Genomic DNA, 16,751 nt, shown 5'->3' with positions numbered 1-16,751 from the left:
GGCAGCTTCTAGGGGATGACACCGATCTGGGAAAGGGGCAAGATTGCCCCAAGGGGCAGTGGATGAACACAGATATCAACAGATTGCTGGATCGCGGCGCCGAGCAAGAGGCTGCGATCGCGCGTTGGGATGCGGTGCAGCCGCATAGCGCCTTGCTGGGGCAGATTACGCGCGGCGCATTGCTGGGTGCAAAGACCTATTCGGGCGTGTTCGCGGCCACATATCAAGGCGTGCAGGTCATTGTGCGCCATATCGCGCGGCCCAATGCGCATGATCTTGCGACCAAGATGCAGGCTGATCTGGCATTTGTTGGCCCGCAGATGAACGCAGGTGACTGCCAGATCAACCAGCTGATCGCGGCGGACCCTGCGCATGGTGTGCTGGTTGCTTCGCTTGTGCCCGGCGTGCCCTATCACGCAACCAGCGACCCTGCGCTTTTGGAACATGCGGGGCGTTGGCATGCGACATATGTCGGCGCGCGGCGCGCGCAGGCGCATCTGTCGCCGATGTTCTGGCAAAAAAAGCTGAAGCAGATCCCGCGGAACGGGCTGGACGGCGATGATCTGGCGCTGGCGCAGGAGCTGCGCGAGGATATGCGGTTCCAGACCCATGCGCTGAAAGGTGCGTTGATTTGCCGTGTCGCGGGACATGGGGATTTTGCGCCGCATAATTTTCGGGTGCATGATGGCGTGCTGTACGGGTTTGATACGGGCACGGCGGCCAAGGTGCCGCTGGCGCGGGAATTGGCGCATTTCTTGCTGCATGTGGCGCTGAAATCGGATGAACTATCCGGCCCGTGGGGGATAGGCGACGCGCAGGTTGCGGCATTTACACAGGCCGCAGGGCTCCCCGAAGCCGAGGTCGGCACGGTGCTGCGTTATTTTTATGGCTGGTATCTGTATAAATCGATCTTGCGTTATGCGCGCAATGCCGGGCGCCGCGCGCGGCTGGTGGCGCTTATTCGGCTTTATCTGGATCCGCTTGGGTGAACAGACCTTCGGGCGGGTCGGCGATGATCCGGCCTGCGGATAGATCAACGGTTGGCACGGCGGCCTGCGTGAAGGGCAGTAGAATCGTGTCGGTATGGCCGGGTGCGATGATTTCCAGCAAATCGCCTGCGCCGTGGTCCATCACGTTTTTGACGGTGCCAAGTGTCGCGCCACCGGTATCAAGCACGGTCAGCCCGATCAGATCGGCATAGTAATATTCATCATCAGGCAGGGATGGCATTGCGTCGCGTTCGGCATAAAGGCTGACATTGCGTAGCGCGTCGGCATCCTCTTTGGTGATGATGCCATCCACGCGGGCGGTGAACCCGTTCTTGAGCTGGCCTGTCAGTACAAGCTGCGCAAAGGCGCGCCCGTCTTCGGTGTAAAGCGGGGTGTAATCGACAATCGCGGCAGGGTCCGCGCAGAAGGATTTCAGACGGACTTCGCCTTTGACGCCAAAAGAGCCGCCAAGCGTGCCAACAATAACGCGGTCAGTCATGTGGGATATCCGATCTTATGCACATCTGTTGGGTCCAGTTGCCGTTGGCGGCTTCGCAATTTGCCTGCGCATTGCTGCGTTCGGTCAATACGCCGGCAATAAATGCGCCTGCGGTGAAAATCACAAGACGAAGCAGTCGAAACATATCTGGTCCCGAAAAGGGAGAGGGGGGCGTTGCCCGGCGCGTGTGGCCGGGCAACGATCGCGGCTTATTCTTCTGAAGCGTCTGCTTCTGCTTCTGGTGCAGGTGCGTTTGCAGCTTCTTCAGCGGCTTTTGCTTTTTCTGCTTTTTCTGCAGCGCGTGCTTGGGCCGCTTTACCTGGTGTGCCTTTTTTCAGGTTTGCGCGGTCTTTCTTGGGCAGCTCGCCTGCGGCTTCGAGCATACGTGATACGCGGTCGGTTGGCTGTGCGCCTTGACCCAACCAGTGCTTTACGCGCTCGATGTCCATTTTCACGCGGTCTTCGCTGTCTTTTGGCAGCATCGGGTTATATGTACCCAGCTTTTCGATGAAGCGGCCATCGCGTGGCATACGGCTGTCAGCCGCAACGATTGCGTAGTGTGGACGTTTCTTGGAACCGCCGCGTGCGAGACGAATTTTCATAGCCATGGTGTAGTTCTCCTATAAATGGCAGGGGCAGGTGGATTGAAATCCACCCTACGATTGATGTTGTTCGTGGTGTTTAATCACTTCCTGAATGATGAAGTTCAGGAATTTCTTGGCAAACTCGGGATCAAGGTCGGCCTGGTTTGCAAGGTCGGTCAGCCGTGCGATCTGCTGCGTTTCGCGGGCAGGATCGGATGGCGGAAGGTCGTGTGCGGCTTTCAATTTGCCGACGGCTTGGGTGTGTTTGAACCGTTCGCCCAATGTATAGACAAGGATCGCATCCAGACGGTCGATGCTTTCGCGGTGACCTTTAAGAACCTTTGCGGCGCGGGTGATTGCGTCAGACATTGGGTGCTCCTTTAGTGTGGCGGTAGACGAGGCAGTTGTCGCCGTTTGGTGTTGCGGCTTCCGGGTCGTGGACCGCGCCAAGCGCTTGCGCCACGCGCAGGGACGCGGTGTTTTGCGGCCCGATATAGCTGACGAAGCTATCCAGCGGGGTTGTCGCGAATGTGTAGTCGATGATTGCGCGCGCGGCCTCTTGGACCAGTCCGCGCCCTGTGAACCCGTCAAACAGGAACCAGCCGCATTCGGGTTCGGGAAATGACGGCGGATGCACCAGCCCGGTCGCGCCGGCAAGTTTCCCGTTTTCGGTAATTGCGAGTGACCCAAAACCGTAAAGTGCCCATGCGGCTATATCGTTGACAAACCAGTCCCAAGCTTTGTCTTTGCTGATCGGCCCGTCCATATGCACGGCGCGGTCGGACCCCAAGAAAGCGGCATAAGCGTCAAAATCATCGCGCGCATAGGGGCGCAAGACCAGCCGTTCGGTATAAAGCGTCGGGATCATGTGATCGCACCCGCTGCTTGGGCGGTGGCGCGCGGGTCGTCATAGCGCAGGTGCCGCATGATGATGACCTTTTCACCGTCAACAGTATCGCGGCGTTCTTCCATCGCGCCCAGTCGTGTGGCCAAGGCGAGCGAGCGCGTATTGCTTGGCGCAATCAACGAGATCAACGGCGCAAGCCCGAGCGAACGGCCCGCCCATTCGCGCACGGCGCAAGCGGCCTCAAACGCGTAGGATTTGCCTTCGAACCCGTCAAACATATGCCACGCCAGTTCCGGCTGTGGCCAGTCGATATGGTTCAGGATGCCAACGCGGCCTGTCGCCATGCCGGTGGTTTTTTCGGTCACGGTAAAGAACCCGTAGCCGTGCCAGTTCCAATGACCGATCCCCGCGATAAACCCGCGCCAAGCGTCGCGCGCCGATACCTTGCCACCCACAAATTCCATCCGCGCAGATTGCGTCGCCCAAGCGGTAAAGGCCGCAAGGTCGCGTTTTTGGGGTCCGCGTAGGACCAGCCGCGCTGTGGAAAGGGTGGGGGCGGGTGTCATGATTTACTTTTTCTTTCCGAAACCGGACAGACCAGGGGGCAGCCCCATGCCGCCGCCAAGCCCGGGCAGGCCGCCAGGCATTTTCGCGCCAAGCGCTTTGGCGGCTTCTTCCATTGCTTTGGGATCGTTCATATCGGGCATGGCGCCACCGCCAGGCATGCCGCCGCCTTTGCCGAACATGCCCTTCATGGCCTGCTTCAGCATCCCGCCTTTGCCCATCTTTTTCATCATATCGGCCATCTGGCGGTGCTGTTTGACCAGCTTGTTCAGGTCGGATACTTCAAGACCTGCACCTTTGGCGATCCGTTTCTTGCGGGATGCGGCCAGAAGATCGGGGTTGGCGCGCTCTTTTTTGGTCATGGAATTGATCAGCGCGATCTGGCGTTTGAGGATGCTGTCATCCATGCCCGCCGCGGCCATCTGTTTGCCCATTTTGGCCGCACCGGGCATCATGCCCATCATGCCTTCCATGCCGCCCATTTTCAGCATCTGTTCAAGCTGCATTTTCAGATCGTTCATGTTGAAGCGACCCTTTTGGAACCGCTTCATCATGCGTTCGGCCTGTTCGGCCTCGATGGTTTCTTGCGCTTTTTCGACCAGCGCAACAATGTCACCCATGCCTAGGATGCGGCCCGCGATCCGGTCGGGTTCAAAGGTTTCAATCGCGTCAAGCTTTTCACCGACACCGACAAAGCGGATCGGTTTGCCAGTGATTGCACGCATCGAGAGCGCCGCACCACCGCGCCCGTCGCCGTCCATGCGGGTCAGGACAACGCCGGTGACGCCGATTTTATCGTCGAATTCCTGCGCGACGTTCACCGCGTCCTGACCTGTCAGACCGTCGACAACCAACAGGGTTTCGCGCGGGTTCACGGCATCACGCACGGCGGCGGCTTGGGCGATCAGTTCGGCATCGATGTGCAAACGGCCCGCGGTATCGAGCATATATACATCATAGCCGCCAAGGCTGGCTTGGGTTTTGGCGCGTTTTGCAATCGCAACCGGATCTTCGCCTTTGACGATTGGCAAAGTATCGACGCCAATCTGCGCGCCAAGGATTTGCAGTTGTTCCATCGCCGCTGGACGGTTCACGTCCAAGGACGCCATCAGCACGCGCTTGCCTTCGCGTTCTTTCAAACGCTTGGCCAGTTTGGCGGTTGTTGTCGTCTTACCCGAACCCTGCAAACCGACCATCAGGATCGGGGCGGGCGGGTTATCGATTTTCAACGCACCGGGGTCTTCGTCGCCGGTCAGCACATGGCGCAATTCGTCGTGGACGATCTTGATGACCTGCTGGCCGGGTGTGATGGATTTGGTAACGGCCTGTCCGGTGGCCTTATCCTGAACCGCTTTGACAAAATCGCGGGCGACCGGCAGCGAGACATCAGCCTCAAGCAGGGCCACGCGGACTTCGCGCAGGGCGGTTTTGACGTCATCGTCAGACAGCGCCCCTTGCTTGGTCAGCTTGTCAAAGACGCCGGATAGGCGGTCGGATAGGTTCTCAAACATCGGCCAAAGCCCTCAAGTCGTTTCGGTTGCCCTGCGTATATAGGCACGCAAAGCATAAAGCAGTAGCGCCCCCGTGGGCGCAACGCGCTGACGGAGGGCGATCCCCTAGAATCGGGGACCGGAAAGCTGTTGCTATCCGGGTGTTGGGGGGCGTTTATGCTGCAATGCGGCCCGAGTCAACATCCCGGGCCGAGCAAACGCTGCCCTTTAGGCGGCGAGAGGCAGCAGGTCTTTGGCCGTGTGCACGGTGATATCGTCGATTCCGACAAAGCGCAGCACTTGGCGCAGGTGCGGTGTTGCAAAATCAATGGGCGCATCAACGGGGGTGCCGCCCGATGCGACGGCGACGATTGCCTTCTTGCCCTTGATCAGCCCGACGGGGCCGTTTTCGGTATAAGAAAACGTCACACCGGGCCGCGCGATCAGATCGACCCATGCTTTGAGCGCTGCGGGCATGCCAAAGTTATAGATCGGCATGCCGATAACGATCACATCTGCGGCCGCAATTTCGGCGATCAGACTGTCGGAAAGCGCCAGCGCCGCCGCATCCGCGACCGACCGATCCTGTGGCGGTACAAGCCGCGCGTTGATCCATTGGCTGTTGACCTGCGGCATCGGCGTGATTGCCAGATCGCGGGTGATGATCTTAGACGGGTCCAGATCGGCGATGATTTTTGCGGTTGCGGCGCGGCTGACGGAGCCGTCGGAAACGCCGGAGGCGGTAAGATGCAGAACAGTAGTCATTGGTTTTCCCTTTGGAATTTTGTTGTGATCGACAGGTATTCACTTGCAAATTTGAACGGTAGGTCCAATTATGAACAGGCATTGTTGACCAGCGCACAGGAATTCAGATGGATAATTGGGATGAAATCCGCACGGCCTATCAGGTCGCGCGCAAAGGTACGGTCAGCGGTGCGGCGGATACGCTTGGCGTGCATCATGCCACCGTGATCCGGCATATTGACGCGCTTGAACAGCGGTTGGGCGTGAAACTGTTCCAACGCCATGCGCGCGGCTATACCGCAACAGAAGCGGGGCAGGACCTGTTGCAGGTGGCGCAAGCGACCGACGATCAATTCACCCAGCTTGCCGGCCGGATCAAAGGGCAGGGCGAAGGCGTATCGGGCGATCTGATTGTGACGTCGATTGAAATGATGTCGGATCTGCTGACCCCGATCCTGATGCGGTTTCAGGCCAGCCACCCCGAGGTGCGCGTGCGGTTTCGCACCGGCGACCGTGTGTTCCGGCTTGAATACGGCGAAGCCCACGTTGCGATCCGCGCAGGGCGTATGCCCGAAGAACCCGATAACGTCGTGCAGCCGTTTTTGGCGCTTGGCATGGCGCTGGTCGCGGCACCCGCCTATGTCGCGCAATACGGGGTGCCCAAGGATATGGACGATTTCAAGAACCACCTGTTTGTCGGGCATGACAATGACAATAGCCGCGCACCTTTTGCAACTTGGATGCGCGCCAATGTCCCCAAGAACCGGATTGTCTATCTTGCCAGCGAAAACCGCCATATGCGTGACGCGGTGATGGCCGGCGCGGGCATCGGTTTTGTGCAGCGGCATCTTTTGAGCCAAGACTTGGGCCTGACCGAAGTCATTCCGCCGGTCGAGGAATGGCAATCGAACCTGTGGCTTGTTACCCACGTTGATTTGCACCGCACATCCAAAGTGCAGGCCTTTCTGAAGTTCCTCAAGGATGAAGTCAAAGGGGCAAGCTGCGCATGACACCGGCACGGGCGGGGCATCTTGCGATGCTGTTGTTTTCGATGCTGGTGGCTGGGTCGTTTTCGCTCGGCGCATTGGCGGCGAATGATATTGCGCCGCTGGCGTTAAATGCGGTGCGGTTCTGGATCGCCTGCGCGATTATCGGGATCGCGGCTTTTGCAACCACGGGCGTGTCGCGCAGCGCCCTGCGTGCGCCGTGGCGGTATCTGCTGCTGGCGGCGTTCTTTACCACCTATTTTGTGCTGATGTTCGAAGGCCTGAAAACCGCAGCCCCTGTCAGCGCGGCGGCGGTGTTTACCCTTACCCCGATCCTTTCGGCTGGCTTTGGCTGGCTACTTTTGCGGCAAGTGCTGACGGGCCGGATGGCGCTGGCGCTAGGCATCGGCGCTGCCGGCGCGATCTGGGTGATTTTTCGTGCGGATGTCGCGGCGATCTTGCGGTTCCAGATCGGCGCGGGCGAGATGATCTATTTCTGGGGTTGCGTGTCGCATGCGGTCTATACGCCGCTTGTCCGCAAATTGAACCGCGGCGAGCCGACGCTTGTCTTTACCTTTGGCACATTGCTGGCGGGGGCGGTGATCCTGACGCTTGTGGGTTGGCGCGATTTGATGGCGACCGATTGGGCGGACCTGCCAAATATTGTCTGGGTCACGATCCTGTATACTGCCGTGGTCGCCAGCGCGATGACCTTTACACTGCTGCAATTTGCTGCGCTGCGTCTGCCAAGTTCAAAGGTCATGGCTTATACCTATCTGACCCCGTCATGGGTGATTGTCTGGGATATCGCGCTGGGTCATCCGGCGCCGCCTGTGCTGGTGCTGCTGGGGCTCGTCTTGACGGTTGTTGCTTTGGTGATGTTGTTGCGCGACTAGCTGTCGGGCAGTTGCGCGGCCAGAAATGCCTCGAAATCATCTAGATCAAGCGCGCCCATCTGGCCAAAGGCCTGCATCCAGACGGATGCCTCGCGCAGTGCATCCGGTTCCAGCTTGCACCATTTGACCCGCCCGCGCTTTTCCTGACTGATCAGCCCCGCAGTGGTCAGCACGCCAAGATGCTTGGAAATCGCGGCCAGTGACATCTCAAACGGGTCGGCGACATCGGTGACGGCCATATCATCCTCGAGCAGCATCGCAAGGATGGCGCGGCGGGTGGGGTCGGCAAGGGCCGAAAAGGCAAGATCAAGTTTGTGGGTCATGGCGCGATTAAGCGGGATGCGGCTGAAACGTCAACCATCTGGTTGAATATTGAATCGTGCGCAAATGGGCTGGCGCATACAAAATGTCACAGCTGCACATAATGATTTATTTTTGTTTTCAATGGGATAGTCGGTGTTCACGGTTACTTGACTCTGTGCTGTCGCGCACCTAAACCATGCGCAACCTTCCCAGGGACCTTGAAATGCCTGATCCGGACCATGCCGACCGCCTTAAGGCGCTTGATGCAAAGATCGCAGCGCTTAAAGCGCCAGAGCAAGTCAAGGACCATGCGGAAGAACATTATTCGCAAGCGCAGCTCGCGTGGCGGATGGTGATAGAGCTGGTAGCCGGTCTCGGGATCGGCTTTGGCATCGGATACGGGCTGGATACCCTGTTTGGGACCATGCCGATATTCTTGGTGCTGTTTATATTTTTTGGCCTCGCGGCTGGTGTTCTGACCATGATGCGATCCGCCAAAGAGGTGCAATTGAAGCAGCAAAAGGCTGCGGAAGAAAAGGGTGACGCAAGTGGCGACTGAGACTGAAGCAGCTTCCGAAGGTGGTCTGGTTTTTCATCCCCTGGATCAGTTTATTCCCAAGCCATTGTTTGGTGACGGTGCGGTGCATTGGTATACACCGACGAACCTGACACTGTGGTTTGCGATCCTGATTCTTTGTGCGGTTGGCGTTTTTGTTCTGGGTAGCCGCGGTCGCGGTGTTATTCCTTCGCGGCTGCAATCAGTCGGCGAACTGATGTACGGCTTTGTCTACAAGATGGTCGAAGACGTGACCGGCAAGGACGGGGTGAAGTATTTCCCCTACATCATGACCCTGTTTGTCTTTATCCTGTTTGCGAACTATCTGGCGCTGATCCCGATGTCATATAGCCCGACATCAATGATTGCGGTGACCGCGATCCTTGGTTTCGGTGTGTTCTTTGCGGTGACGATCCTTGGCTTTGTCAAGAACGGCCCGTCATTCCTTGGCATGTTCTGGATGAAAGACGCGCCAGCGGTCTTGCGCCCAATTATCGCAATTATCGAAGTGATTTCCTACTTTGTGCGCCCTGTAAGCCATTCAATCCGTTTGGCTGGCAACGTTATGGCGGGCCACGCTGTGATCAAGGTTTTCGCAGGCTTTGCCGCGCTGACGCTGGTGAGCCCTGTTGCGATCCTTGGCATCACTGCCATCTACGGTCTTGAGGTCCTTGTGGCCGGTATCCAGGCCTATGTTTTCACGATCCTGACGTGTGTCTATCTGAAAGACGCGCTTCACCCGCATCACTAACAAAGGTGGGTGAAATCACCCACCCTACTATCTAACTTCCAATCGTAAGGAGAATACTCATGGAAGGCGAACTCGCACACATCGGCGCCGGTCTGGCTGCAATCGGTTCTGGCGCTGCTGCTATCGGTGTTGGCAACGTTGCAGGTAACTACCTCGCAGGCGCATTGCGCAACCCATCTGCTGCTGCATCGCAGACAGCAACACTGTTCATTGGTCTGGCATTCGCCGAAGCTCTGGGGATCTTCTCGTTCCTCGTGTCGCTTCTGCTGATGTTCGCAGTCTAAGACAGCGACCCACATCCTTACGGCTGGCTGGCGCGGGTAACTGCGCCAGCCGGTGAAATCCAAGGTATTCGGGGGCCAACATGGCGACAGAAACACACGAAGCCGTTGCAAGTGCCTGCGTTGATTCGCATGGTGGTGCCATCGGTATGCCACAGCTTTGCGCAGAGTGGATTCCGAACCAGATCTTCTGGTTGCTGATCACACTTGCTGCGTTGTTCTTTGTGATGTCACGCATCGCACTGCCCCGCATTGCTGCGGTTCTTGCAGAGCGTTCGGGCACAATCACAAATGATCTTGCTGCCGCAGAAGAGCTGAAGAACAAAGCGACACAAGCAGAGGCCGCTTACGAGCAAGCCCTTGTTGATGCGCGCGCCCAAGCCCAAAAGATCGTGGCCGAAGCGAAAGCAGAAATTCAGGCCGAACTGAACGCCGAGCTTGAAAAAGCCGACGCGCAGATCGCCGTCAAGACAGGCGAAAGCGAAGCGGCAATTGCCGAAATTCGCGATGGCGCTGTGAAATCCGTAACCGACGTTGCCAAAGCGACAGCCAAAGAACTGGTTGCTGCACTTGGTGGGTCGGCTGACGCAAAAACCATCACCGCTGCGGTGACGGCACGGATGAAAGGGTAAGACATGCGCAATATCTTTACCGCACTCTTTGCCCTGAGCGCATCACCTGCGCTGGCTGCGAGCGGCCCGTTCTTTTCGCTGGGCAACACCAACTTTGTTGTCCTGATCGCCTTTTTGATCTTTGTCGGCATCCTGATGTATATGAAGGTGCCCGGATCGATCGGCGGTATGCTTGATAAACGTGCTGACAGCATCAAGGCGGAACTGGACGAAGCCAAGGCGCTGCGCGATGAAGCACAGTCTTTGTTGGCCTCTTACGAGCGCAAGCAAAAGGAAGTTGCCGCGCAAGCAGAACGTATCGTGGCATCTGCCAAGGACGAAGCGACCAAAGCGGCCGCCGAAGCCAAGAAAGATATCGCGACTTCGATCACACGCCGTCTGGCCGCTGCTGAAGAGCAGATCGCCAGCGCCCAAGCTGCTGCCGTCAAAGACGTGCGCGATCAGGCGATTGTGGTGGCCGTTGGCGCTGCAAAAGACGTGATTGCCAAGCAAATGGACGCAAAATCTGCGGGCACATTGATCGACGATTCAATCGCGACAGTTGCTGACAAGCTGCACTAGGCGGCTTTGAAAACCAGTTTGAAAAGCCCGGATGCGACCCCGCGTCCGGGCTTTTGCGTTGACAGGGCGGTGCTTGCACGGGACACTTTACCCATGCGGATCACGGAACATTAGGATGGCGGGTCTTGGACGGGTCTGTGCTGCGGCGGCGGGCTATTTCGCGATCCTGATCGTGGCGACCCTGCACCGGTTTGGCGCAGGACAGGGGCCGGACGATACGCAGGCCGTGCTTTACGCGCTTTTGCCGGTGCAACTGTTGCTGCTGCTTTTATGCATGGTTGCGCTGCGCCCGTTTGGTTGGCGTGCTGCGGGGTTTGGCCGGATCCATTGGGCGGGGGTGGCATGGCTTTTGCCGGTGATCGCTGTGATGGTGCTGATGCTTGGGGGGCTTGCGGGCGACATTCCTGCATTGCGCGCACAGCCGCGTTTGCTTGTGCTTCTGGTCGCCGTGCCCGTGCTGATCGGGATCACCGAAGAAATCATGTTTCGCGGGATTATCTTGCGCGCGGCAATGGCGCGTCTGCCGGTCTTTTACGCGATGCTGCTAAGCGCGCTTTTGTTTGCGTTGATGCACGGGATTATCGGCGTCAGCGGCCAGCCAGCCAGCGTGACATTCCAGCAAATGGGATTCGCGTTTCTGGTGGGGATATTTCTGGCACCAATCGCGATTGCTGCGGGCAATCTGTGGGTGGTGATCATCTGGCATGCGGTCTGGGACATGCTGGTCTATGCCAGCCAATGGGCCGGTGTGTTGCACAGTTACGCGCTGATCGGGATCATGATCCAGACCTTGATATCGGTCTCGCTTTGGGCGCGGCTGGTCCGCGCGGATCAGCGCGAAACCTCGTGATCGAGCCGCTTTTGCGCAAAGGTTTCATTGCGCTCTGATTTTTGCTGATCCGCAAGCGAGCCTTCGACAAAGTCGAGATGTGCCTCGACCGCGGCCCGCGCGCCGGCAGGGTTGCGCGCCTGTAGCGCATCGTTGATCGCACGGTGCTGGTCCAGCAATGTGTCGCGGGTCGTGCGCTGTTTGAACATGACAGAGCGGTTGTAGAACACGCCTTCGCGCAGCAATTCATACATTGACCGCATCATATGCAGCATGATGATATTATGGCTGGCCTCGATGATCGACAGGTGGAAATCCGCGTCAAGATAGGCCTCGTCCGCGGGGTTCCGTTTTTCGTGGGCCGTTTCCATTTTCGCGAAAATGGTGTTGATCAGCGCAAGATCGGTGTCGCTGGCAAGGCGCGCTGCACGTTCGGCGGCCAGCCCTTCCATGTCGCGGCGAAACGAGATGTAGTCGAATACGGCTTCGACATGGGTGGCGAATAGTTTGACCAGCGCGGGCGCAAAGGCCGAACCCAGCACATCCGCCACAAACACGCCTGCACCCGCCTTGGAGGTCAACAGGCCGCGCGATTGCAGATCGGCCAAGGCTTCGCGCAGGGACGGGCGCGACACGCCCATCCGGTCGCTAAGCTCGCGTTCCGACGGCAGCCGTTCACCGGGGCGCAGGATGCCGCGCAGGATCAACCCTTCGATCTGGCGGATAACGCCATGTGACAGTTTTTCTTGCTGCACCGGTTCGAAGGGCATTTGGGTCCACCTGCGTTGAATTGGTAAATTTATATGACCGCGCGGACGATTGCACAACGAAAAAGGGGCCGCAGCGATGCGACCCCTTTCTATCGGCATCTTACCAGAGATTAGTTTGGCGTGATGATGATTTCGACGCGGCGGTTGGCCGCGCGGCCTGATGCGTTCAGGTTTGACGCGATGGGCTGGTCTTCACCGGCACCGATGGCGCGGATACGTGACGATGAAACACCACCGCTGCGCAGTACGCTTGCCACCGCTTGGGCGCGGCGCTGTGACAGGTCAAAGTTATAGCTCGCGTCGCCTGTGTTATCGGTATGGCCCACGACGTTTACAGTTGTGTTCGGATAGTTGTTCAGCGATTGCGCCACGATCCGCAGGTCGTTTTGTGACGCGCCCGAAACGGCGGTGCTATCTGTCGCGAACAGGATGTCCTGAGACAAGGTCACGATCAGGTTGTCGCCCTGACGGGTAACGCCAACACCGTTACCAAGGCTTTGGCGCAGTTCTTCGGCCTGACGGTCCATGTTGTTGCCGATAGCGGCACCAATGCCTGCGCCCGCAACAGCCGTCAAAAGGGCTGCACGGTTGCGGTCCGCGTTCGACCGGTCACGGTTGGTCAAAAGACCGGCGGCAGCACCGGCGGCGGCGCCGATCATCGCGCCTTGTTGCGCGTTCTGGTTGCCATTGGGGGCCGTGCCGTCACAGGCGGTGACAAACATCAACGCCGAAGCGGCGATCGCAAGGGGAAGTTTTGAAATAATCATAGGTTGTTTTCCATTTGATATGGGTGCGCAAATTGCGCGTTCTGGATAGCCCAGCTTATGCGCCATATGCCAGTGTTATCCAATAACAAGTAAAATCTGGATTGGTTCCATCTGACATTATTACAGGTTTGGGCCGCGATGGGGGCAACTGATGAAACACCACGGTGCCATGCAATGCAGCCTACACACACCAAAAAAGGTCCGCACGTTGTTTGGTATGGCGTCAATTTGGGGCGTAGTAAGTGTAGATATGGTACCTATCTTCTTCGCTCCGCGACTTCCCAAGCGATACGGGAACCAAGTGATTTCCCGTCACTTATGACGGGTGCAGGCGCCCGCCCAAGCGCGTGCAATAACACATCACGCAGACTATTCGCGTCCTCAGATGGCATGTCTATTGCGGCGCGCCCGATAGGATCGCGCAGCTTGAGTACGAGTGATTGGCGGCTTTTTTGAACGGTTTCTTCGGCGCTTCCGTCTTCGCAAAATACAGCTTCGATTCGGTTAAAAGGAATAGTTGTTACTTTGGTTGCGTGAATGCGTGATGAGCGCCTCAGGATAACGCGTCCGGCGTTGAGGTCGATTTCCCCATCCAACCTGATATTTGCTAACCCTGCGTATCCGATAAGCGCGCCGAACGCGGCTGTCATCGCCGCGCATAGTACCATTACAACGCCGTTTTCTTGCCAATTTGCAATGCCTGACAGCGCAAGCCAGACGCTTGCACCGATCAGCAGAACAAAGGCACAAAATCCCGCCACTTGTGCAACTGGCCCCAGCGGATTCTTTCCGATGAGGGCATAGCCGCTGGGCGTTTTCTCGATTCTTGTAATCATATTGAACTGTCCATGATTTACGAAATTATCTTGATCCATTCAGGCGATTGAGCGGCAATATTCAGCGGCACTGAGGGCCGCGTAACATGTCGGCTCTCATAGTCTAGGTAAGCCCACCCTAGAAGCTGGCTAACAATGTGTCCCGTCATATTTTATGTGCTCGTGCTGCGCATGATTTCTGGCCACTGTTTCTAGGCCCGATCATAAAATAACTACTGCGCCGCATCCGCGCGTGCTGATTCCCATGCCAGAATCGCCCGCTTGACCGGTAGCCCCCAATGATAGCCACCCAAAGCGCCGGATTTGCGCAATGCGCGGTGGCAGGGGATCAGCAGGCTAACAGGGTTGCGCCCGACGGCGGTGCCGACGGCGCGCACGGCTTTGGGGTTGCCGATGGATCCTGCGATTTCGCCATAGGTGGTGACGTGGCCCGACGGGATACGCAGTAGCGCCTCCCAGACTTTCAACTGGAACGGTGCGCCGATCATGTGCAGCTGCGTTTCGCCTGTTTGCCCAAGCGCGCACTGCGCCCATTGCTGCAGGCGCGCTGAATTTTCGCGAAAATCCGCTTTGGGCCAGCGCGAGACCATATCGGCCATTGTTGCATCGGGTCCGGTTTCGCCAGCAAAGGCCAGCCCGCAAATGCCGCGATCCGTACCCATGACCAGCGCGGGCCCAAAGAGGCTTTCAAACCAGCCCCAGAAAATTGTCAGATCAGCGCCGCCTTGGGCATAATCGCCGGGGCTCATCGCCTCCCAGCGCACGAAAAGATCGTGAAGCCGCCCCGATCCTGACAGCCCAACCGATTGCGCCGTGTCCAGCGTGGTAAACCGTTCGCGCAGCAGGGTCTTGGCGTGCCCCAGTGTCAGATATTGTTGATACCGTTTGGGCGATACACCCACCCATGTCGAAAACAGCCGCTGGAAATGCGCGGGGCTCATTTGCATGTCGGCGGCCAGATCCGCAAGGCTGCGCTGCGTGTCGCCTGCGGCGTCAATCGCATCAATCGCGCGGCGCATGACCTGATAGTGATAGGGTTCATTGTGTTCCATAGTCCCCACCCTAGGATAGTTCGCGCGCCAAAAGCGACCCGATTATTGCGCATCTGTGGCTTGCCCCGCGGTTGCGGGCAAGGCATACCCAAGCAATGGTAAAACAGCTTGATTATCACACGATCCGCGAGATTTTTACGCGCTTTCACACCGCCGAGCCGGAGCCAAAAGGCGAGCTTGAGCATGTGAATGTCTACACATTGGTCGTGGCCGTCGCACTTTCGGCGCAGGCCACGGATGCAGGCGTGAACAAAGCCACGCGCGCCCTGTTCAAAATCGCCGATACGCCGCAAAAGATGCTTGATCTTGGGCTGGAGGGCGTGACCGAACATATCAAAACCATCGGGCTGTTCCGCCAAAAGGCCAAGAACGTCATCAAGATGAGCCAGATTCTGGTCGATGAATTTGGCGGTGAAGTCCCCAATTCGCGCGCCGCGCTTCAATCCTTGCCTGGTGTCGGCCGCAAAACGGCAAATGTTGTGCTGAATATGTGGTGGCATCAGCCCGCGCAGGCGGTGGATACACATATCTTTCGGTTCGGAAACCGTTCGGGCGTGGCTGTTGGCAAAGACGTCGATGCGGTTGAACGCGCGGTCGAGGACCATATACCTGCCGATTTTCAACAGCACGCCCACCACTGGATGATCCTTCACGGGCGGTATACATGCGTCGCCAGAAAACCCAAATGCGCGGCCTGTCTGATCCGCGATCTATGTTTATTCGAGGATAAGAACCTATGAAGAAGTTTCAGGTTGTCGGTATTGGCAACGCGATGGTCGATGTTTTGGCCCGCGCCGAAGATGCGTTTCTGGAAGAGGCCGGAATCGGCAAAGGCATCATGCAGCTGATTGATATGGACCGCGCGGTGTCGCTTTATGCCAGCATCGGCCCTGCCAAGGAAATCAGCGGCGGATCGGCCGCCAATACGATTGCGGGCATCGCGCATCTGGGCGGGCGCACGGCCTATGTCGGCAAGGTCAAGGATGACCAGTTGGGCGCGATCTTTGCCCATGATTTGTGCGCCCAAGGTGCCGTTTATGAAACCACATTGGCCCCCAAGACCGAAGAGGCCGAAACAGGCCGCTGCATCGTGATCGTGACGCCCGATGGTGAGCGGTCGATGAATACCTATCTGGGGGTGACCGAATTTTTGTCGCCCGACGATATTGATGTGGCCCAAATGGCCGAAGCTGAATGGATTTATCTTGAAGGCTACCGTTTTGACGGGCCAGACAGCCACGCGGCCTTTGCCAAGGCAATTGACGCCTGCAAAGGGGCGGGCGGCAAGGTGTCGATCACCCTGTCAGACCCGTTTTGCATCGATCGCCACCGCGATGCGTTCCGCGAGATGATCAAGGATCATGTCGATCTGCTATTCTGCAACCGCGCAGAAATGCTGTCGATGTATCAAACGGATGATTTTGACGCCGCACTGGCCAAGGCCGCGGCAGAGGTTGCGATTGTTGCCTGCACCGATAGTGAAAACGGCGTTTACGTCTTGGCGGATGGCCAGCGCTGGCTGGTGCCTGCGGTGCCAACCCAGATCGTTGATGCCACCGGCGCGGGCGATTTATTTGCGGGCGCGTTTCTGTGGGGGCTGACAAACGGCTATGACCTCGAAACCTGCGGCAAGATGGGCAATGTCGCGGCATCAGAGGTAATCAGCCATATCGGCGCGCGCCCCGAGGCGGATTTGAATGCGTTATTCACGGCGCACGGGCTGATCTAGCACTGGCGCACGACTAGAACGGGGGCCGGGTGCAGGGATGCGCCCGCCCTTTTTTTGCGATTTTTCTATCCCGAGTAAAAAACTC

The 16,751-nt window shown here is 57.9% G+C and carries 24 protein-coding genes; 11 read left to right on the top strand and 13 right to left on the bottom strand.

The window, feature by feature from the left end:
* Positions 1–62 precede the first annotated feature (62 nt).
* On the top strand, positions 63–989 hold the full coding sequence (locus tag BM320_RS10900) for a phosphotransferase (RefSeq protein ID WP_090199851.1): 927 nt from the start codon (positions 63–65) through the stop codon (positions 987–989).
* On the opposite strand, the gene rimM is transcribed toward BM320_RS10900, so the two are convergent.
* The 8 genes from rimM to BM320_RS10865 all read right to left on the bottom strand — a co-directional run bounded on the left by rimM (position 958) and on the right by BM320_RS10865 (position 5,738).
* The gene (rimM, locus tag BM320_RS10895; protein ID WP_090199848.1) at positions 958–1,488 is read right to left on the bottom strand and encodes a ribosome maturation factor RimM; all 531 of its coding nucleotides are present in this window, start codon (positions 1,486–1,488) and stop codon (positions 958–960) included. The two genes, BM320_RS10900 and rimM, sit on opposite strands and share 32 nt — an antisense overlap.
* Complete coding sequence (locus tag BM320_RS16425; protein ID WP_165615033.1) at positions 1,481–1,633, bottom strand: hypothetical protein; 153 nt, start codon at positions 1,631–1,633, stop codon at positions 1,481–1,483. Before BM320_RS16425 ends, rimM begins: the two co-directional genes overlap by 8 nt.
* Before the next feature lie 64 nt (positions 1,634–1,697).
* Entirely contained in the window at positions 1,698–2,096 is a 399-nt protein-coding gene (gene rpsP / locus BM320_RS10890) for a 30S ribosomal protein S16 (protein WP_207496873.1), read from the bottom strand.
* Between the two features lie 48 nt (positions 2,097–2,144).
* Positions 2,145–2,441, bottom strand: coding sequence for a chorismate mutase (locus BM320_RS10885; RefSeq protein ID WP_090199844.1), 297 nt, complete (start codon positions 2,439–2,441; stop codon positions 2,145–2,147).
* Positions 2,434–2,940 carry a GNAT family N-acetyltransferase gene (locus BM320_RS10880; protein WP_090199842.1) on the bottom strand — a complete coding sequence of 169 codons (507 nt, stop codon included), beginning with the start codon at positions 2,938–2,940 and terminating at the stop codon, positions 2,434–2,436. The genes BM320_RS10885 and BM320_RS10880 overlap by 8 nt, the downstream gene beginning before the upstream one ends.
* On the bottom strand, positions 2,937–3,485 hold the full coding sequence (locus tag BM320_RS10875) for a GNAT family N-acetyltransferase (RefSeq protein WP_090199840.1): 549 nt from the start codon (positions 3,483–3,485) through the stop codon (positions 2,937–2,939). Before BM320_RS10875 ends, BM320_RS10880 begins: the two co-directional genes overlap by 4 nt.
* Positions 3,486–3,488: 3 nt before the next feature.
* Positions 3,489–4,994 (bottom strand): signal recognition particle protein, encoded by a 1,506-nt coding sequence (gene ffh / locus BM320_RS10870; protein WP_090199838.1) that lies wholly within the window; start codon positions 4,992–4,994, stop codon positions 3,489–3,491.
* Between the two features lie 207 nt (positions 4,995–5,201).
* Positions 5,202–5,738 (bottom strand): FMN-dependent NADH-azoreductase, encoded by a 537-nt coding sequence (locus BM320_RS10865; RefSeq protein ID WP_090199836.1) that lies wholly within the window; start codon positions 5,736–5,738, stop codon positions 5,202–5,204.
* A 107-nt stretch (positions 5,739–5,845) separates the two neighbouring features.
* On the opposite strand from BM320_RS10865, the gene BM320_RS10860 reads away from it, so the two are divergent.
* Positions 5,846–6,727 carry a LysR family transcriptional regulator gene (locus BM320_RS10860; RefSeq protein ID WP_090199834.1) on the top strand — a complete coding sequence of 294 codons (882 nt, stop codon included), beginning with the start codon at positions 5,846–5,848 and terminating at the stop codon, positions 6,725–6,727.
* A complete protein-coding gene (locus BM320_RS10855; RefSeq protein ID WP_090199832.1) occupies positions 6,724–7,599 on the top strand; it encodes a DMT family transporter in 876 nt (291 codons plus the stop codon). The genes BM320_RS10860 and BM320_RS10855 overlap by 4 nt, the downstream gene beginning before the upstream one ends.
* Here BM320_RS10855 and BM320_RS10850 read toward each other — a convergent pair.
* A complete protein-coding gene (locus BM320_RS10850) occupies positions 7,596–7,922 on the bottom strand; it encodes an ArsR/SmtB family transcription factor (protein ID WP_090199830.1) in 327 nt (108 codons plus the stop codon). The two genes, BM320_RS10855 and BM320_RS10850, sit on opposite strands and share 4 nt — an antisense overlap.
* A 203-nt stretch (positions 7,923–8,125) precedes the next feature.
* Here BM320_RS10850 and BM320_RS10845 point away from each other — a divergent pair, with 203 nt between their 5' ends.
* From BM320_RS10845 to BM320_RS10820, 6 genes are all read left to right on the top strand, one after another.
* Positions 8,126–8,461: an AtpZ/AtpI family protein gene (locus BM320_RS10845; protein WP_090199828.1), complete on the top strand. Its 336-nt coding sequence runs from the start codon at positions 8,126–8,128 to the stop codon at positions 8,459–8,461.
* On the top strand, positions 8,451–9,209 hold the full coding sequence (locus BM320_RS10840; RefSeq protein WP_090199826.1) for a F0F1 ATP synthase subunit A: 759 nt from the start codon (positions 8,451–8,453) through the stop codon (positions 9,207–9,209). Before BM320_RS10845 ends, BM320_RS10840 begins: the two co-directional genes overlap by 11 nt.
* Before the next feature lie 59 nt (positions 9,210–9,268).
* Complete coding sequence (locus tag BM320_RS10835) at positions 9,269–9,493, top strand: F0F1 ATP synthase subunit C (RefSeq protein WP_090199824.1); 225 nt, start codon at positions 9,269–9,271, stop codon at positions 9,491–9,493.
* Positions 9,494–9,573: 80 nt separating this feature from the next.
* Complete coding sequence (locus BM320_RS10830; protein ID WP_090199822.1) at positions 9,574–10,122, top strand: F0F1 ATP synthase subunit B'; 549 nt, start codon at positions 9,574–9,576, stop codon at positions 10,120–10,122.
* Positions 10,123–10,125: 3 nt separating this feature from the next.
* Positions 10,126–10,683, top strand: a complete 558-nt coding sequence (locus BM320_RS10825; protein ID WP_090199820.1) for a F0F1 ATP synthase subunit B — start codon at positions 10,126–10,128, stop codon at positions 10,681–10,683.
* Between the two features lie 115 nt (positions 10,684–10,798).
* Entirely contained in the window at positions 10,799–11,533 is a 735-nt protein-coding gene (locus BM320_RS10820) for a CPBP family intramembrane glutamic endopeptidase (RefSeq protein WP_165615032.1), read from the top strand.
* Here the strand turns inward: BM320_RS10820 and BM320_RS10815 are convergent.
* The 4 genes from BM320_RS10815 to BM320_RS10800 form a co-directional block, all read right to left on the bottom strand.
* Positions 11,515–12,282, bottom strand: a complete 768-nt coding sequence (locus tag BM320_RS10815; protein WP_090199816.1) for a FadR/GntR family transcriptional regulator — start codon at positions 12,280–12,282, stop codon at positions 11,515–11,517. The two genes, BM320_RS10820 and BM320_RS10815, sit on opposite strands and share 19 nt — an antisense overlap.
* Before the next feature lie 110 nt (positions 12,283–12,392).
* Positions 12,393–13,049 (bottom strand): YiaD family glycine zipper/OmpA-like lipoprotein, encoded by a 657-nt coding sequence (locus BM320_RS10810; protein ID WP_090199814.1) that lies wholly within the window; start codon positions 13,047–13,049, stop codon positions 12,393–12,395.
* 257 nt (positions 13,050–13,306) lie between these two features.
* Positions 13,307–13,924 carry a hypothetical protein gene (locus BM320_RS10805; protein ID WP_090199811.1) on the bottom strand — a complete coding sequence of 206 codons (618 nt, stop codon included), beginning with the start codon at positions 13,922–13,924 and terminating at the stop codon, positions 13,307–13,309.
* Positions 13,925–14,097: 173 nt separating this feature from the next.
* Complete coding sequence (locus BM320_RS10800) at positions 14,098–14,937, bottom strand: bifunctional helix-turn-helix domain-containing protein/methylated-DNA--[protein]-cysteine S-methyltransferase (RefSeq protein ID WP_090199809.1); 840 nt, start codon at positions 14,935–14,937, stop codon at positions 14,098–14,100.
* A gap of 95 nt (positions 14,938–15,032) precedes the next feature.
* Between BM320_RS10800 and nth the strand changes: the two genes are divergently transcribed.
* The gene (gene nth / locus BM320_RS10795; protein WP_090199807.1) at positions 15,033–15,677 is read left to right on the top strand and encodes an endonuclease III; all 645 of its coding nucleotides are present in this window, start codon (positions 15,033–15,035) and stop codon (positions 15,675–15,677) included.
* Positions 15,674–16,666 (top strand): adenosine kinase, encoded by a 993-nt coding sequence (locus tag BM320_RS10790; protein ID WP_090199805.1) that lies wholly within the window; start codon positions 15,674–15,676, stop codon positions 16,664–16,666. Before nth ends, BM320_RS10790 begins: the two co-directional genes overlap by 4 nt.
* Positions 16,667–16,751: the final 85 nt, after the last annotated feature.

Origin of the sequence: Yoonia tamlensis (genome assembly GCF_900115105.1) — a bacterium.
In the GTDB taxonomy this organism is placed as follows: domain Bacteria; phylum Pseudomonadota; class Alphaproteobacteria; order Rhodobacterales; family Rhodobacteraceae; genus Yoonia; species Yoonia tamlensis.
The sequence above is the reverse complement of the archived record's forward strand: the minus strand, read 5'-3'. Positions and strand labels throughout refer to the sequence as shown.

Coding starts and splice junctions, on each gene's coding strand:
- nth (WP_090199807.1), top strand. CDS start 15,033: ATGGTAAAACAGCTTGATTATCACACGATCCGCGAGATTTTTACGCGC.
- BM320_RS10875 (WP_090199840.1), bottom strand. CDS start 3,485: ATGACACCCGCCCCCACCCTTTCCACAGCGCGGCTGGTCCTACGCGGA.
- rimM (WP_090199848.1), bottom strand. CDS start 1,488: ATGACTGACCGCGTTATTGTTGGCACGCTTGGCGGCTCTTTTGGCGTC.
- BM320_RS10845 (WP_090199828.1), top strand. CDS start 8,126: ATGCCTGATCCGGACCATGCCGACCGCCTTAAGGCGCTTGATGCAAAG.
- BM320_RS10855 (WP_090199832.1), top strand. CDS start 6,724: ATGACACCGGCACGGGCGGGGCATCTTGCGATGCTGTTGTTTTCGATG.
- rpsP (WP_207496873.1), bottom strand. CDS start 2,096: ATGGCTATGAAAATTCGTCTCGCACGCGGCGGTTCCAAGAAACGTCCA.
- BM320_RS10880 (WP_090199842.1), bottom strand. CDS start 2,940: ATGATCCCGACGCTTTATACCGAACGGCTGGTCTTGCGCCCCTATGCG.
- BM320_RS10815 (WP_090199816.1), bottom strand. CDS start 12,282: ATGCCCTTCGAACCGGTGCAGCAAGAAAAACTGTCACATGGCGTTATC.
- BM320_RS10825 (WP_090199820.1), top strand. CDS start 10,126: ATGCGCAATATCTTTACCGCACTCTTTGCCCTGAGCGCATCACCTGCG.
- BM320_RS10885 (WP_090199844.1), bottom strand. CDS start 2,441: ATGTCTGACGCAATCACCCGCGCCGCAAAGGTTCTTAAAGGTCACCGC.
- BM320_RS10805 (WP_090199811.1), bottom strand. CDS start 13,924: ATGGATCAAGATAATTTCGTAAATCATGGACAGTTCAATATGATTACA.
- BM320_RS10810 (WP_090199814.1), bottom strand. CDS start 13,049: ATGATTATTTCAAAACTTCCCCTTGCGATCGCCGCTTCGGCGTTGATG.
- BM320_RS10790 (WP_090199805.1), top strand. CDS start 15,674: ATGAAGAAGTTTCAGGTTGTCGGTATTGGCAACGCGATGGTCGATGTT.
- BM320_RS10800 (WP_090199809.1), bottom strand. CDS start 14,937: ATGGAACACAATGAACCCTATCACTATCAGGTCATGCGCCGCGCGATT.
- BM320_RS10860 (WP_090199834.1), top strand. CDS start 5,846: ATGGATAATTGGGATGAAATCCGCACGGCCTATCAGGTCGCGCGCAAA.
- BM320_RS10820 (WP_165615032.1), top strand. CDS start 10,799: ATGGCGGGTCTTGGACGGGTCTGTGCTGCGGCGGCGGGCTATTTCGCG.
- ffh (WP_090199838.1), bottom strand. CDS start 4,994: ATGTTTGAGAACCTATCCGACCGCCTATCCGGCGTCTTTGACAAGCTG.
- BM320_RS10900 (WP_090199851.1), top strand. CDS start 63: ATGAACACAGATATCAACAGATTGCTGGATCGCGGCGCCGAGCAAGAG.
- BM320_RS10835 (WP_090199824.1), top strand. CDS start 9,269: ATGGAAGGCGAACTCGCACACATCGGCGCCGGTCTGGCTGCAATCGGT.
- BM320_RS10850 (WP_090199830.1), bottom strand. CDS start 7,922: ATGACCCACAAACTTGATCTTGCCTTTTCGGCCCTTGCCGACCCCACC.
- BM320_RS10865 (WP_090199836.1), bottom strand. CDS start 5,738: ATGACTACTGTTCTGCATCTTACCGCCTCCGGCGTTTCCGACGGCTCC.
- BM320_RS16425 (WP_165615033.1), bottom strand. CDS start 1,633: ATGTTTCGACTGCTTCGTCTTGTGATTTTCACCGCAGGCGCATTTATT.
- BM320_RS10830 (WP_090199822.1), top strand. CDS start 9,574: ATGGCGACAGAAACACACGAAGCCGTTGCAAGTGCCTGCGTTGATTCG.